The organism is Bacillus pumilus (assembly GCF_009937765.1).
Taxonomy (GTDB): domain Bacteria; phylum Bacillota; class Bacilli; order Bacillales; family Bacillaceae; genus Bacillus; species Bacillus pumilus_O.
In genome coordinates this window covers 553,235-567,031 of sequence record NZ_CP047089.1, presented here as the reverse complement: position 1 = coordinate 567,031, position 13,797 = coordinate 553,235, and the positions used below count along the sequence as shown (strand labels likewise).

Genomic DNA, 13,797 nt, shown 5'->3' with positions numbered 1-13,797 from the left:
TGTAAATCAATGGAGGCTTGTTCATGACCAAAAATATCAGGTTGGCAGAACTCCATCTATTAAATTTCAAGGGTGTAAAATCATTCACCCTTGAAACAGGTGGAGAAAGTGCAAAGGTCTATGGTGGTAACGCTACAGGCAAAACAACGTTATTTGATGCTTTCATGTGGCTGCTCTTTGATAAAGACAGTCAAAACAAAAAAGACTTTGAGATCAAGACGCTCTCAAAAGATAACAAAGCGGTAAGCGGCGTTGATCATGAGGTATCGGCTGTACTCTTAATCGACGGAAAGTCGGTTGAATTGAAAAAGGTCTATTCAGAGAAATGGACCAAGAAACGGGGATCAGCAAAGCAAGTCTTTTCTGGCCATACCACCAATTATCATGTGAATGGTGTACCAGTTAAGAAAAAAGAGTTTGCTGAGAAGGTCAATGAGATTATCTCTGAGGATATTTTCAAACTCATTACGTCTCCAAGTTATTTCAACGAACAAATGAAGTGGCAGGATCGCCTAAATGTTCTCATGGAGATCGGTGGTGCTGTGACTGATGAGGACGTTATTTCAAAAAACAATTCATTATCAAAACTTCAATCGATCTTAGATGAAAGAAGTCTTGATGAACAAAAGAGCATACTTGCTGAAAAACGTAAAAAGATCACTAAACTCTTAGAACAATATCCGGTTAGGATAGATGAAATTAACCTCTCTATTGATGATGTCAGTGATCTTGACCATGAACAATTGAAAGAAGAGTTAAAAGCTCTAGAGTCATCACTTATGGCATTGGAAGATAAAGTCCGCTCTATCAGAGCTGATGCAGGAGCAGATAGAAAGAAGCGTGTGCTTCAGCTCGAAATCGATCTGCAACAAATTATGAATGAGTATGACTCAAAAAGATTTCAGGTAGTGAATGAGAAAAAAGAAGCCTACTACAAAGCGAAAAACGATCTTTCTCAAATCCAGAATGATCTCAGTAATTTGATCACGAAGAAAGAGCACTTAACACCTTTTCTATCTCAAATAGATAAAGAACGCTTTGAGTTACGAAAAGAATGGTCTAAAAAGTACGAAGAATCGTTTGAGGATCATCAAACAGCTTGTCCAACATGTGGACAAGCATTGCCGGAAGAAAAAATTCAAGCTGCTATTGAGAAATTCAATTTACAAAAAAGTGATTCTCTTGAGCGCATAGCCGATAAGGGAAAGCAATTAGGAATTGAATATGACAGTAAGCAAAATGAGCTGTATGAAGTTGATGAGCAAATTCAAAAGTTGAATTTGGAAGAGAAATTTAAGGCTTCAAATTTAGAAAAACTGAAAGAAAATATGGAACAAGCTGAAACGTCCATTGCTCCGCTTTCCGATAATCCAATGTATCTAGCCAAGGTAGAGGAGCTTGAAAAGATCAATAACGAGATCCAGTCTGGTGAGCAGGAGACAAGTGGAACTGTTCAAGCCATTAATGAACAGATCAAGGGAAAACAGCAGGAAATGACCTTGATTCGCAATGACCTTTCTCGCATCGATCAAGCTCAAAAGGCTCTCAATCGAATTAATGAGCTGAAGGAAGAAGAACGGAAAATGGCTGATGAATATAACGAGGTAGAACAGCAGTCATTCCTGATTGAAGAGTTCATCAGAACCAAAATGAACCTTATGGAAGAACGGATAAACAGCAAATTCAAGTATGCTCGCTTCAAATTGTTTGAAGAGCAAGTGAATGGTGGACTAACTGAGACCTGTGAAACGCTGTATGAAGGTGTACCTTACTCCAAAGGCCTAAACAATGCGGCGCGAATCAATGTCGGTTTAGACATCATTAATACTCTAAATGAGCATTATGGTATTTCTGCGCCGATCTTCGTTGATAACGCTGAGGCAGTTACTGAATTAATAGAAACTGATTCACAACTTATTAGTTTGGTTGTTTCCAAGAAAGACAAGCAGCTGCGAGTTGTGAATCAAGATGACGTTACAGGAGGATACAGATGAGTAATCAGAATCAATTGGCACATGTGCAAAAAAACATTACTGATGATGTGAACAATAGTCTAGGCAGATTACAAGATGAAGGGTTAGTCCTGCCATCAAACTATAATGCTAGCAATGCATTAAAGAGTGCATTTTTTAAACTTCAAGACGTGAAGGATAAATCAGGGAAGCCTGCTTTAGAAGTCTGCACCAGAGAATCTATTGCCAATTCCTTGCTAGATATGGTCGTTCAAGGTTTAAGCCCTGCAAAAACTCAATGTTATTTCATTGTGTACGGGAATAAATTGCAGATGAACCGCTCGTATTTTGGCACACAAGCAGTGCTGAAACGTTTGACCAATGTCAAGGATATATGGTCAAACGTGATTTATGAAGGGGATGTCTTTGAATATGAGATTGATGGAGGGCAAGAAAAACTCATTAAACATGAAACGAAGCTTGAAAACCGAGATAAAGACATCATTGGAGCTTATGCCGTTGTAAAAACCATTGATGACATTGAGTTACTAACCCCGATGACAAAGAAAGAAATCGAAACTGCTTGGAGTCAATCGAAAACAAGTGGTGCGGTTCAGAAAAAGTTTCCGCAGGAAATGGCCCAAAGAACAGTTATTAATCGTGCTGCCAAAAGATATATAAACACAAGCGATGACAGCGATCTACTTGTCCAAGCAATCAATAATTCAACCGAGAATGAGTATGACAATGAGCGGGTTGATGTTACACCGGATGAAGTGAAAAAAGAAATTAGTGAGAATGCTAATTCAGAAATTATTGATGTTGATTTCAATGAACCTGAAGAAGATTCAGAACGATATCAAGAAACACCTGAAATAAAGCAGAGTGAAGCACCTGAGCCACAACCATCAAATGAACATGATGAAAAGCCGTCTGCATTAAATGAGGAACCACCATTTTGATTGAAATAAACTCTGTCTCATCAAGTAGTAAGGGGAATTGCTATCGGGTGACTGATGGTAAAACCCCGCTCCTATTGGAGTGTGGTATCACCTTTAAAGTGATGCAACGTGCTTTTGATTTCAATATGAGCTTCGCTGGTTGCCTCATCACTCATGAGCATGGTGATCACTGCAAGGCATTGAAAGATGTATTGAGAGCCGGCATTGATTGTTATATGTCTCATGGAACGGCACAAGCTCTTGGAGTGGAAGAGCACCACAGAATCAATCTTGTAAAAGCTCGACAGGCGTTTAGGATCGGCACGTGGCTAATTATGCCCTTTGATGTTCAACACGACGTATCTGAGCCGTATGGCTTCCTATTGGCTAATGAGGACGGAGACAAGCTCCTCTTTGCCACTGACACCTATTACATCAAATACAAGTTCCCTGGACTCACGCACATCATGGTTGAGTGCAATTACGCAGAGTCCATTTTGGATGCAAATATTGAGAATGGGAGCATTCACAAAAGCATGCGTAATCGCCTCATACAGTCGCATTTCAGCCTTGAGAATGTAAAGACATTCCTAGCTGCAAATGACTTGTCAAAAGTGCAGGAAATATGGTTGTTGCACCTATCTGACACAAACAGTGATGAGCGGTTGTTTAAAGAAGAAATAGCAAAACAAACAGGAAAGGTTGTCTATATACCAAAATGAGCGATCTTTTTAAAACAGCTTATCCCTATTGTTTTATTACGATGGCCAGATCAGTAGCTCCAGACATGCGGAAAAAGGTATTGGCCATGTACATAAGCACGTATATGGCTAAGTATGAACCGCATCTCGAATTAGTAAAAATTGAAGGCAAATACGCTATTTGTAGACTCAAACGCAAGTAGTTGGGAAGGAGGAAGTCATTTGCGAGGTTGGATCAAATTACATCGGAAATTAAGAGGTAATCCAGTATTCAATAACCCTAACTTACTTAGGCTTTGGCTCATCTGTCTTACTGAAGCGAGCCATAAATCAAGACAACAAATGATAGGTAATCAGGTGGTGGAATTAGAGCCTGGTCAATTTGTAACTGGTCGCTTTGATTTGTTTGACATGTTCAATGATGGTTTGACTAAATCCGATAAAGCAAAATCAGAAAGAACGGTTTATAGATGGTTAGAAAAATTAGAAGAAATGAATTTTTTGTCCATCAAAAAGACCACCAAATATTCTCTTGTAACCATTAATAAATGGGCACTTTACCAACAGGATGATAAGTTGATTGACCATTCTAGTGACCATCAAATGTCCAACGAATGTCCATCAAATGACCATCAAATGTCCACAAACAAGAATGTTAAGAATTTAAGAATTAAAGAATTTAAAGAAGAGGAAGAAGAGAGATCGCCAATAGGAAATGATTCTCCTTTCCAACAAATCGAAGATAAATACTTGTCCCGAAAAGGTGGATTGATGCTAACTCCTGCTGATGCACAGGCCATCGAAAGAGTTATTCATGAAAAAATACCCCTTGAAGACATATTGGTGTGGATCGACGAGATATTCGATCAATACCGACCAAGACATAGAGCGGATGGCATCAAATCGTTTTCTTACCTGGAGAAGGGCATTCTTGATCGATGGCATGCCAAAAACAATCAACCTAGCAATATATCTGAATTTAAACCTAAGAAACAACAAGACAACTTGTCAGCATTAGAGGCTTATGCCAAAGAAAAAGGCATTAAATTTGGAGGAGGATTAGCATGACTGAAGAACAAGCGATGGCTATCTTAACAAGGATAGCTGCTGCCTACCCTAGATTTGAACTTTCTACAGATGCGATCGGAAAAGAAAGAATCAGGCTTTGGCTAGAGCATTTAACGGCACTGCCATATGAACCTGTTTTAAAAAAGATTGATCAGCATATTGCTGAAAAACGTTTCCCGCCTGTAATCGCAGAAATACAGGTACATCAACAAGAGAAAAACGAGTTTCTAGAGAAGCAGAAAGAGTGGGAAAAGAATGCAAAATTTGCGAAACGTAGAGGCTGAACAGTTTTTGCTCGGCTGTATCATCCTTGAAGGCGATCTAATCAAGGAAACAGCCTTAGAGTCTAAGCATTTTGCTGAAAAGCGTCACAAGCAAATTTTTGAAGCGATGAGAGAAGTGGACAAGCTAGGTAAGCCTGTTGAAATGGCCAATATCGCTGCATCTATGGGGGACACGTTAAATGCAGTTGGTGGATTTGAATACTTAACTAACCTAGCAAGTGCTGTTCCATCTACTCATTCATTTGAAACCTATGAAACATTAATTTACGAGGCTTTTAGACTGAGAGATGTGCAAAGTGCAGCTTTAGCATTTGCCAGTTCTCCTACTGATGAGGGCATCACTGAGCTTTATCAAAAAACCATTGAAGCTCAAGAGGTTGGTGTAAAAGAGACTCGCACGAAAATGGATGTTCTAACAGAAATATTTATGAGCATGGAAGAAGATCATGGTGATCTGACGGGAGTCAACACGGGTCTTGCGGATCTTAATGCCATGACAGGCGGTTGGCAGAAGAGTGATTTGATTATTGTGGCTGCTCGTCCATCGATGGGTAAAACAGCGTTTGCTCTTAACCTTGGTTATAATAACGCGGTAAATGGCGGAGTAACGGACGTATTTTCGCTAGAAATGTCTGATACACAATTAACACACCGAATGTTAAGCAGCATAGGGAGTATTGAAGGCACGAAGTGGAGGAATCCAAAGAGATACTTCAGCGAGGATGATTATGATAGTGCCCATAGTGCGATGGGCGAATATGAAAAGTTAGATATTTATATTCATGATCAGCCTACCCAAACATTAGCTGACATCCGTTCCAGGATAAGAAAAACCAAGAAAGATCATCCTGATCAAGATCATTTAGTCATCATTGATTATCTTCAGCTTATCACGCCGATTGGTAAAGCTGAGAGCAAAAACCATGAGGTTGGTGAGATCACGAGAGAACTTAAAAATATGGCTAGAAGTTTCAACGTTCCGATCATCTTGTTATCACAGCTTTCACGTAGCGTAGAAAATCGAAATGATAAACGTCCAATGATGTCCGATCTACGTGATTCTGGAAGCATCGAGCAAGATGCTGATATTGTGACCTTTCTTTATCGGGATGATTACTACAACAAACAAAGCGAAGCTAAAAACATTGTTGAAATCATTTTTGCAAAACAACGGAATGGATCAACAGGAACCATAAACGCAGCATTCGTGAAAGAGTACGGGAAGTTTATAAATCTATCGCGGCAAATGGAAGCCGCAATGTGAAATGAGGAATGAACATGACAATCAATAGCGATCAGCGTAAACAGTTCCTACTCAATGAACTGAAGCGCATTGGATATAAAGCGAATGAGATTGCAAGTCTCGCAGATAAAACTCTCTATGAACTCGAAATGCTAGTCATTACAGCCAAATTTGAGCAAGGAAAAGATATTGAGACTTTCAACGCCAGAATGAAGATTGAGGAGGAAGCGGAATGATTAAATTACAAATTAAGGACAGCACTACGGGTAAAGAAGTGAATTTTGAAGCAGATAATTACACCGCTGTAGAATTCGGTCAGTTGATCACTAAATTAGACATGTACATGCATAGAGGTTCTTTTAATCCAAACGAAAGACAAAGGGCTTCAGCAGTTGCCCCATCACCAGTTAACAGAGCGATAGAACCAACTCATACTGATAAAGCGACCAATCACAGCAAGCCATTTCATCAATATCAATCTATGTCTAAGTCAAACGATGAAAAGAAAGCTATTCCTGTTTCCTCAAAAGCAACAGAACCAAAAAGAGTGAGACCGAGATCAACTGCTCTTTTGAATAATGAACGAACTTTAAGTGCGAGCATTGGAGATCGCGTGAAATGTAAGACAAAATTTCAATGTCCTGAGTGTGGATTGAAACAGGATAAACAGGTTTTTAAGGGCTTTAAATTCACCGCATGTGATAGCTGTGAAACAAAGGTGAAAATCATGCCAGCTGATCTCGTAAATGGCTGGGATCACGAAGATGAGGAAGGGTACTTGTACCATGCGAAAAGTCGTTATGTTCAAGGAGCTGAAAAACTATGAAAATAGCATTCACCATTTACGCAGAGCCGGTTGCACAGGGAAGACCTCGGGCTACGACTGTAAATGGCATGACAAGGCTGTATGATCCGAAAAAATCAAGAGACTTTAAGTCTTATGTCAAGCTGGCTGCTAGTGATCATCGTCCCGAACAACTCCTTACAGGTCCTCTGGAATTGAGGGTTAAAGTCTATAAATCATTGTTGAAGAGCTTCAGCAAGAAAAAGGCCGCAGAAGCTGAAAGAGGCGAGTTGAGGCCAGCGAAGAAGCCCGATGTTGATAACTACATCAAAGGGATAAAAGATGGTCTGAATAAAGTCATTTGGCAGGATGATAGTCAAATTGTTGATCTGCATGTTAGCAAGTTTTACAGCAGCACACCAAGAATTGAAGTCGAAGTATCTACTCTTACACCAACCCACGAGGAGGAAAAGTTATGTCAACAAACATTAATCTAAATTCTTTTGCAGAAGGTGCATTGAAAGAACAATTCAACATTGAACTCCAACGTATTTTAGAAAACATTGCTGATCCAAATACAGATCCAAAAGCAAAAAGAAAACTAACTATCCAAGTAGCACTTTATGGAGATGAAAGCCGAGATGTTGTCTTTACAAACGTAGTAGCAAAATCTCAACTCGCTCCAGCAAGAGAAGTAGAAGCGAAATTATTTATGGACACCGACTTGCAGGGTAATGTATCGGGAGCTGAACTCAAATCTGGAATTTTAGGACAAACATACATTGATGATTCGGGTGATATAGCAGAACATGATGGCCATAAAATCATCAATTACCAACAAAAGAAATCAAATTAATGATTAAAAATAAGTACTGGAGGAATGAAAAATGATTAAAGAAGCACTTCAATATATTACAGGATTGGCTAATACAAAAATTTGGACAGTTGGGGATGCAGTTTATTCAACTGAAACATTATCAAGAATTAAGGAACCTATACCACATTCAATTCATGTACATTCTTTGTCTGGTTTAGTGGAATATCTACAGTCTAATTTTGATGAGCCAGGGCAGCTAATGGTACATGTTGAATCTCCAACATCAATAACTGTGTATTCTCAATTAAACCGAGATGCTGAAAGAAAGGTTTTTATTAAAGCTGAAGCAATGATACCTTCATTCAGATTTGATAGTTTTTATGATCCTGAAACATTTAACATAAAACTTCAATCAGTTTTTGTACAGAATGAGGACAGGGACATCATGCTGAAAGTTGTTGGAAATATCAAAGAGGAAGCGGTGCAAACAATAGGTGATGACGGTGTATCTCAACAAGTTGTCGCAAAAGCTGGTCCCGCTTCAGTAGCAAATGTACAAGTACCTAACCCAGTAGTTTTGGCTCCATTTAGAACATTTGTTGAAGTGAAACAGCCAGAATCAAATTTTGTTTTTCGTATGCAGAGCGGTCCTGCTTGCGCCCTTTTTGAAGCAGATGGTGGTGCGTGGAAACTAAAAGCAATGGAATCTATTAGAAAATACTTAGTACAAACGCTGCAAGAAAAGATTAATAAGAAGAAAATCAAAGTGATTGCGTAATGGCACGCAAACGCTCTAAACGGTGGTTCTTGCTTTATCGCAAAGAGGATGGACAGCACGTCCACCTCTATGAACCACTTAAAAAATATGAACTGCACAGTCGGATCAGGAAAGGATGGAGGATTGTCAGATGATTAATAAAATCAAATTTTTCTTCAAACATAAATACTTCTTCTGCTTCAAATGTATAAACATAGTTTCGGTGCAACGTGGTTATTGGCTGGATTTTAACACTCGGGTTTTTAACGGTCCAATTTGTACTAAATGCGGAAGGAGCTTCAAGAAATGAAGCAGATTGTAAAAGGTGATTGGGTGGAAGTGGTAGGTCAAGATGATCGTGAAGGATTGTACGTTCTTGGGTATGTTCTTGAGACTACCGGAGGAAATCTCTTAATAAAGTCACGTTTCGGACGAATGGGTGTCTATCCTGAAGATTGGGCTAAAAACTTGGATTTGACGGTCACTGAAGCTGGCTTAAAGGATCTTATTGACATGTCCTTAGACATAAAGGACAAGCATCTATTTGAAATGTATGTGCGTGATTTGCAAGCTCTTGAGTGCAAATAAAAAGAACCAAAGCACAAGGCTACGGCTCTAATGAATCTCGACAATTCATTATAACATGGGAGGCCTTGTGCGCATGAAGAATCCTTACAAACATATAGACTCTAACATCTCAATTGATCAGCTTTTTGAAAAAGGAGAAGTGAAAGTCATTATCCTAGATGGCCATTCCAACGAAGCATTTTTAGCTGAAGCACCAATGTATGGAAAAACTGAGATCACAACACGTGATGGTCAGTTCACAAATTTAAATTACAGCAGTTCACACAAAATAAATCTATAGCAGGAGTTTCCTCCTGTAGGGAGGCAGTCAAAATGAAAGAAATCTGGTATTCAAAATCTCCTCACGCTGAATTTTGTATCGTCAATACAGCGAGCGGATACGTTGCCTATTGGCGTTCTACTCTATTAGCAAACGGGAAATGGAGTGAGCATGACACGTACCCTACCTATCAAGCAGCACGCCGTAATATCGGTCGAGTTGGCTGTGCTGGAAGTATGAAAAGGGTTGAACGGTTGCCATGGGAAATCGTGGCATGAGCTTGAAGGGAATATGTCTCACTGATGAGTTTACACCGCTAGAAAAGGGAGTAGAATACTTTCTCTTTCCTCTAGGTGCTGCTCATTATTATGTATCAAAATTTGATAGTCCTGGCTCACACTATGGAGCATTTGAAGCCAGGCATTTTTTAATAAAGCAAAAAGAACAACACCAGGAACAGCTGACACTGTTCTGAGGGAGGATCATATGGAGTTTAAACCACCTGAAAACATGTCATATGAAGGGCTTTGGATGGCTCTGGAAGACATCAAACGACGAATAGGGGATGCGGTGCTGTCTGGTGATCGCATCAATAGCCCTTACATCAAAGGACAAAGAACAAAAGCTGAAACAATTAAAGATGAGCTGCTACGCCGGTTTGATCATCAGACCAAAGCAGAATAAAAAAGAGAGGAAGATCATTGTGGAACTGAGAAGCATTTTTTATTTAAACGTACAAGGCATAAGACTTTTGGGAGGATGGGATCACTATCCTAGTGAGGACGAAATGCGAAACGCATTAATTGATATGTATGGATCTTGTACTCACTTGGGAGAACGACCAATTATTTTTGAAGTCATTAAGCAAAACACGTTTTATCAAGGCGATATACAAGATTTGCAGGAGGGCCTCTGATATGAAAACTGTGCCAGCGATTGTATTTAAAAATAAACATACTGAACGCTACCTAAGCTATGGACCTGATTTTATGGATTTAACCGATCCTAACGGAGATGTAAAAGAAATTACAGATGCTTTGTGTCTCATTAGAAAAGATCGTGAGAAACCAAGTGATCAAGATTTAACCGATTTTTACAACCTTGTGTCTCAACACAATGCTCCGCTTGATATTAACGATCTCAAAAGCTGTTACGATCCTGCTCATGTAGATTATACAATCGAAGAATTTGAAAGGATCAAGGCAAGACATGAGGAGGAGTATTGATGGCGAAGCAGGAGTCAAACGGGCCTGTCATCTTAACTCTGCTTGGTTTCATGGCGATTATCGTCATCGCTGGGTTGATGCAATGAAACAGATTGATCTTTTTAGAGAAATCATAGTGGACAACTTTGCAGGGGGCGGGGGAGCGAGTACAGGAATCGAGCTTGCGACAGGGTTATCAGTTGATATAGCCATCAATCATGATCCTGCTGCCATTGCAATGCATGAGGTAAATCATCCTGACACGGAGCATTATTGTGAATCTGTGTGGAATGTTGATCCGAAAGAAGCTGTTAAGGGGCGGAAAGTCGGTCTAGCATGGTTTTCTCCTGACTGTACACACCATTCAAAGGCAAAAGGCGGCAAGCCTGTAAAACAGGGTATCAGAGGGCTTGCGTGGATTGCTGTCAGATGGGCGATAGCAGTTAAGCCACGCGTCATCATGCTCGAGAACGTTGAGGAATTCAAAGATTGGGGGCCTATCTCTAAAGAAGGTAAACCGATCAAGGAACAAAAGGGACAGACATTTCAATCATTCGTCAAAACGCTGGAATCACTTGGATATGAAGTGCAGTTCAGAGAGTTAACGGCTTGTGACTATGGAGCGCCAACCATACGAAAGAGGTTTTTCATGGTTGCTAGGTGTGATGGAAAAGAAATCGTATGGCCGAAGCCAACACATGCAGATCCTAAAAGCCTTCTTGTTCAAACGGGAAAGCTCAAGCCGTGGCGATCTTCTTACGAAATTATAGATTGGTCCATAGGGGTCCCTAGTATATTCAGCAGGAAACGGCCGTTAGTCGAAAATACGTTGAAAAGAATTGAGAGAGGTATTGAGAAATTCATTGTAAATAATCCAAGTCCTGTAATGGTGCCGGATAAGAGCAAAGCCGCTTTCTTGATTAGCTATTACACAGAGCAATCAGAAAAGGATGTAAGAGGTCTTTCGCTTGATCGTCCATTACACACAATCACAGCTGGCGGCAATAGATTCGGACTAGTCACCGTTGCCTATTTGACTAAGTATTACGGCCAAGGAGTAGGCCAACGATTAGATGAGCCATTGCATACCATTACAACCAAAGACCGATTTGCATTAACAACTGTTTGCACAAATGGTCAGAGAATTGCTGACATCGGATTACGTATGTTGCAACCGAACGAACTATTTGCAGGGCAGGGATTCCCGCCTGGATATACATTTAACATCGGTAATAAATCGGACCAAATACGCAGGGTGGGGAATAGTGTTCCACCGCAATTTGCGGAGCAGTTGGTGAGAGCGAATTTACCTGAACTATGTGTACCTGTACACATGAACAAATATTATAGCAAAGCAAACTAACAGCTGGAAGGAGGTGCCGCATGGACCTGAATCAAATCATTCAAGGCGATTGCATAAAGGTTGTTCAGTCGCTGCCGCCGGATACAATTCAAACCGTGATCACTAGCCCGCCTTATTGGGGGTTAAGAGATTACGGAATGACTGAGCAAATCGGTTTAGAAGAAACCGTTCAAGAATACATTCAAAAAATCGTTTCTTTATTCAGAGAGATTAAGAGAGTTTTAAAGGATGATGGCACTGTCTGGCTGAATCTAGGAGACGCTTATGCTGGAAGCGGTCGTGGAAGAATTGCGAACGGCCAAGCGCATCCAGGTATTGAACATAAACAGTCTGTTGGTCAAAGAAGCGGTGTTATAAATCTTTCAAACAAAGTAACCGGATTAAAATCAAAAGATTTAATAGGCTTGCCGTGGCGCGTTGCTTTCGCTCTCCAAGAAGATGGCTGGTACCTGAGAAAAGACATTGTTTGGAACAAACCAAATGCCATGCCGGAGAGTGTGAGGGATAGACCGACATCCTCACACGAATATATTTTTCTTCTCTCAAAATCACAAAAGTATTATTACGATCATGAAGCAATTAAAGAAGAAGCTGCTTACAAACTGTTTCCGGATCCACCAAGAGGATCACGAGGCGCATTCGGATTGGAACAACTAGGGCGGAGAGAGGACAAGCCCCGCGGCTCATTCAAAGGAAAGTATGGTGATCTGTCTTTTAGAGCTATCAGAAATAAGCGGAATAAGCGTTCAGTCTGGACCGTTGCAACCAAGCCAACCAAAGACGCTCACTTTGCAACATATCCAGTGGAGCTGATAGAGCCGTGTGTATTAGCTGGCTGCCCCGTAGATGGCATTGTATTGGATCCATTCATGGGATCAGGAACAACAGGTATAGCGGCAATAAAGCATAGTAGAAATTTTATCGGAATTGAATTGAATCCTGAATATATAAAGATTGCAAACAAACGCTTAAACGGCGTGCAAATTGAACTGTTGCATCACCTATAAACAGCCTAGCGGCTTAGGAGGAGACAGAATGAGAGAAATCAAGTTTAGAGGTTGGTATGGAAGTAGAATTGGGATGATGGAACCCACATTTGATGGTGATATCAATGAAATTTTCGCTGATAAACATGGTGATTATATGCAGTACACCGGATTGAAGGATAAAAACGGCGTTGAGATTTATGAGGGGGATATCGTAGTTGATGACCAAAAGAACTCAGCACAAGTTGTCTTTGATGATGGATGTTTTTGCGTAATTGGTTACTTAGGAGACCAACGACCTCATCCACTTCGTGATTATCTGTTTTGTGGGAAGACTTTTGAGGTCATCGGAAATATCTATCAAAATCCTGATCTATATCCTGATCTATTGTAGATCGCGCAATAATAAGGGGGGAGTAGAATGCTTAAAGAACAGTTTCGTTTTAAATTATCAAAGAAAATAATCAAAGAAGGAAATGAAAGTTTGCTTGATATGATCTTTACTGCATCAAAAAGGGAAAACACAGACTTGTATGATATTACAAATAACATTGATGTAGAATCACATGTTTATCAAGCTGACTGTATTGTTGCATTTATAAAAATGGGTGAGTGGATTTTAATAGAAGAACTATTGTTTGATAGATCAGAACTAGCAGCCATCAAGGACAACATTCTTTTTACTGAAATGAACGGGCATTATTTAAATAAAATCGAAAAAGGGATATTAGCAAAGGTTGAAGCTGCTTTGTATCCTTCTTCAATGCAGGTTGCGAATAACTGAATAAAATTATACGACATAGATCGGCGCAAAATTGCCCTGGTCTATGTCTTTCATTGTTTATAGGA

General features: G+C 40.0%; 20 protein-coding genes. All 20 read left to right on the top strand.

From position 1 onward, the window contains the following. Positions 1-23: 23 nt before the first annotated feature. A complete protein-coding gene (locus tag GPS65_RS02780; protein WP_161985332.1) occupies positions 24-1,994 on the top strand; it encodes an ATP-binding protein in 1,971 nt (656 codons plus the stop codon). Beyond that, complete coding sequence (locus GPS65_RS02775) at positions 1,991-2,914, top strand: recombinase RecT (protein WP_161985331.1); 924 nt, start codon at positions 1,991-1,993, stop codon at positions 2,912-2,914. The genes GPS65_RS02780 and GPS65_RS02775 overlap by 4 nt, the downstream gene beginning before the upstream one ends. After that, positions 2,911-3,615, top strand: coding sequence for an MBL fold metallo-hydrolase (locus GPS65_RS02770; RefSeq protein WP_161985330.1), 705 nt, complete (start codon positions 2,911-2,913; stop codon positions 3,613-3,615). Before GPS65_RS02775 ends, GPS65_RS02770 begins: the two co-directional genes overlap by 4 nt. Positions 3,616-3,816: 201 nt before the next feature. Next, the gene (locus GPS65_RS02765; RefSeq protein ID WP_161985329.1) at positions 3,817-4,662 is read left to right on the top strand and encodes a hypothetical protein; all 846 of its coding nucleotides are present in this window, start codon (positions 3,817-3,819) and stop codon (positions 4,660-4,662) included. Then, positions 4,659-4,946 carry a replicative helicase loader/inhibitor gene (locus GPS65_RS02760; RefSeq protein WP_161985328.1) on the top strand — a complete coding sequence of 96 codons (288 nt, stop codon included), beginning with the start codon at positions 4,659-4,661 and terminating at the stop codon, positions 4,944-4,946. The genes GPS65_RS02765 and GPS65_RS02760 overlap by 4 nt, the downstream gene beginning before the upstream one ends. Continuing rightward, positions 4,918-6,210, top strand: coding sequence for a replicative DNA helicase (gene dnaB, locus GPS65_RS02755; protein ID WP_161985327.1), 1,293 nt, complete (start codon positions 4,918-4,920; stop codon positions 6,208-6,210). The genes GPS65_RS02760 and dnaB overlap by 29 nt, the downstream gene beginning before the upstream one ends. Positions 6,211-6,224: 14 nt before the next feature. Next, on the top strand, positions 6,225-6,425 hold the full coding sequence (locus tag GPS65_RS02750; protein WP_144481892.1) for a hypothetical protein: 201 nt from the start codon (positions 6,225-6,227) through the stop codon (positions 6,423-6,425). Beyond that, on the top strand, positions 6,422-7,015 hold the full coding sequence (locus GPS65_RS02745) for a hypothetical protein (RefSeq protein ID WP_161985326.1): 594 nt from the start codon (positions 6,422-6,424) through the stop codon (positions 7,013-7,015). Before GPS65_RS02750 ends, GPS65_RS02745 begins: the two co-directional genes overlap by 4 nt. Continuing rightward, the gene (locus GPS65_RS02740; protein ID WP_161985325.1) at positions 7,012-7,470 is read left to right on the top strand and encodes a RusA family crossover junction endodeoxyribonuclease; all 459 of its coding nucleotides are present in this window, start codon (positions 7,012-7,014) and stop codon (positions 7,468-7,470) included. Before GPS65_RS02745 ends, GPS65_RS02740 begins: the two co-directional genes overlap by 4 nt. Further along, entirely contained in the window at positions 7,449-7,829 is a 381-nt protein-coding gene (locus tag GPS65_RS02735; RefSeq protein WP_161985324.1) for a replication terminator protein, read from the top strand. The genes GPS65_RS02740 and GPS65_RS02735 overlap by 22 nt, the downstream gene beginning before the upstream one ends. A 31-nt stretch (positions 7,830-7,860) precedes the next feature. Continuing rightward, positions 7,861-8,568 carry a hypothetical protein gene (locus GPS65_RS02730; RefSeq protein WP_161985323.1) on the top strand — a complete coding sequence of 236 codons (708 nt, stop codon included), beginning with the start codon at positions 7,861-7,863 and terminating at the stop codon, positions 8,566-8,568. Positions 8,569-8,853: 285 nt separating this feature from the next. Further along, the gene (locus GPS65_RS02725; protein ID WP_161985322.1) at positions 8,854-9,135 is read left to right on the top strand and encodes a hypothetical protein; all 282 of its coding nucleotides are present in this window, start codon (positions 8,854-8,856) and stop codon (positions 9,133-9,135) included. A gap of 73 nt (positions 9,136-9,208) precedes the next feature. Then, entirely contained in the window at positions 9,209-9,415 is a 207-nt protein-coding gene (locus GPS65_RS02720) for an XtrA/YqaO family protein (protein ID WP_161985321.1), read from the top strand. A gap of 32 nt (positions 9,416-9,447) precedes the next feature. Next, entirely contained in the window at positions 9,448-9,672 is a 225-nt protein-coding gene (locus GPS65_RS02715) for a hypothetical protein (protein WP_161985320.1), read from the top strand. A 208-nt stretch (positions 9,673-9,880) separates the two neighbouring features. Then, entirely contained in the window at positions 9,881-10,078 is a 198-nt protein-coding gene (locus GPS65_RS02710; RefSeq protein ID WP_144527231.1) for a DUF6877 family protein, read from the top strand. A 233-nt stretch (positions 10,079-10,311) separates the two neighbouring features. Further along, a complete protein-coding gene (locus tag GPS65_RS02705) occupies positions 10,312-10,620 on the top strand; it encodes a hypothetical protein (protein WP_144469022.1) in 309 nt (102 codons plus the stop codon). Positions 10,621-10,702: 82 nt separating this feature from the next. Then, positions 10,703-11,962, top strand: a complete 1,260-nt coding sequence (locus tag GPS65_RS02700; protein WP_161985487.1) for a DNA cytosine methyltransferase — start codon at positions 10,703-10,705, stop codon at positions 11,960-11,962. A gap of 20 nt (positions 11,963-11,982) precedes the next feature. After that, positions 11,983-12,969 carry a DNA-methyltransferase gene (locus GPS65_RS02695; RefSeq protein ID WP_161985319.1) on the top strand — a complete coding sequence of 329 codons (987 nt, stop codon included), beginning with the start codon at positions 11,983-11,985 and terminating at the stop codon, positions 12,967-12,969. Positions 12,970-12,997: 28 nt separating this feature from the next. Further along, positions 12,998-13,342: a YopX family protein gene (locus tag GPS65_RS02690; protein WP_161985318.1), complete on the top strand. Its 345-nt coding sequence runs from the start codon at positions 12,998-13,000 to the stop codon at positions 13,340-13,342. A 27-nt stretch (positions 13,343-13,369) separates the two neighbouring features. Beyond that, on the top strand, positions 13,370-13,732 hold the full coding sequence (locus GPS65_RS02685) for a hypothetical protein (protein WP_161985317.1): 363 nt from the start codon (positions 13,370-13,372) through the stop codon (positions 13,730-13,732). Positions 13,733-13,797 lie beyond the last annotated feature (65 nt).

What these genes read in the sequence shown, in the direction of transcription:
- GPS65_RS02780 (WP_161985332.1), top strand. Translation starts at nt 24, where the DNA reads ATGACCAAAAATATCAGGTTGGCAGAACTCCATCTATTAAATTTCAAG.
- GPS65_RS02775 (WP_161985331.1), top strand. Translation starts at nt 1,991, where the DNA reads ATGAGTAATCAGAATCAATTGGCACATGTGCAAAAAAACATTACTGAT.
- GPS65_RS02760 (WP_161985328.1), top strand. Translation starts at nt 4,659, where the DNA reads ATGACTGAAGAACAAGCGATGGCTATCTTAACAAGGATAGCTGCTGCC.
- dnaB (WP_161985327.1), top strand. Translation starts at nt 4,918, where the DNA reads ATGCAAAATTTGCGAAACGTAGAGGCTGAACAGTTTTTGCTCGGCTGT.
- GPS65_RS02750 (WP_144481892.1), top strand. Translation starts at nt 6,225, where the DNA reads ATGACAATCAATAGCGATCAGCGTAAACAGTTCCTACTCAATGAACTG.
- GPS65_RS02745 (WP_161985326.1), top strand. Translation starts at nt 6,422, where the DNA reads ATGATTAAATTACAAATTAAGGACAGCACTACGGGTAAAGAAGTGAAT.
- GPS65_RS02740 (WP_161985325.1), top strand. Translation starts at nt 7,012, where the DNA reads ATGAAAATAGCATTCACCATTTACGCAGAGCCGGTTGCACAGGGAAGA.
- GPS65_RS02735 (WP_161985324.1), top strand. Translation starts at nt 7,449, where the DNA reads ATGTCAACAAACATTAATCTAAATTCTTTTGCAGAAGGTGCATTGAAA.
- GPS65_RS02730 (WP_161985323.1), top strand. Translation starts at nt 7,861, where the DNA reads ATGATTAAAGAAGCACTTCAATATATTACAGGATTGGCTAATACAAAA.
- GPS65_RS02725 (WP_161985322.1), top strand. Translation starts at nt 8,854, where the DNA reads ATGAAGCAGATTGTAAAAGGTGATTGGGTGGAAGTGGTAGGTCAAGAT.
- GPS65_RS02720 (WP_161985321.1), top strand. Translation starts at nt 9,209, where the DNA reads ATGAAGAATCCTTACAAACATATAGACTCTAACATCTCAATTGATCAG.
- GPS65_RS02715 (WP_161985320.1), top strand. Translation starts at nt 9,448, where the DNA reads ATGAAAGAAATCTGGTATTCAAAATCTCCTCACGCTGAATTTTGTATC.
- GPS65_RS02710 (WP_144527231.1), top strand. Translation starts at nt 9,881, where the DNA reads ATGGAGTTTAAACCACCTGAAAACATGTCATATGAAGGGCTTTGGATG.
- GPS65_RS02705 (WP_144469022.1), top strand. Translation starts at nt 10,312, where the DNA reads ATGAAAACTGTGCCAGCGATTGTATTTAAAAATAAACATACTGAACGC.
- GPS65_RS02700 (WP_161985487.1), top strand. Translation starts at nt 10,703, where the DNA reads ATGAAACAGATTGATCTTTTTAGAGAAATCATAGTGGACAACTTTGCA.
- GPS65_RS02695 (WP_161985319.1), top strand. Translation starts at nt 11,983, where the DNA reads ATGGACCTGAATCAAATCATTCAAGGCGATTGCATAAAGGTTGTTCAG.
- GPS65_RS02690 (WP_161985318.1), top strand. Translation starts at nt 12,998, where the DNA reads ATGAGAGAAATCAAGTTTAGAGGTTGGTATGGAAGTAGAATTGGGATG.
- GPS65_RS02685 (WP_161985317.1), top strand. Translation starts at nt 13,370, where the DNA reads ATGCTTAAAGAACAGTTTCGTTTTAAATTATCAAAGAAAATAATCAAA.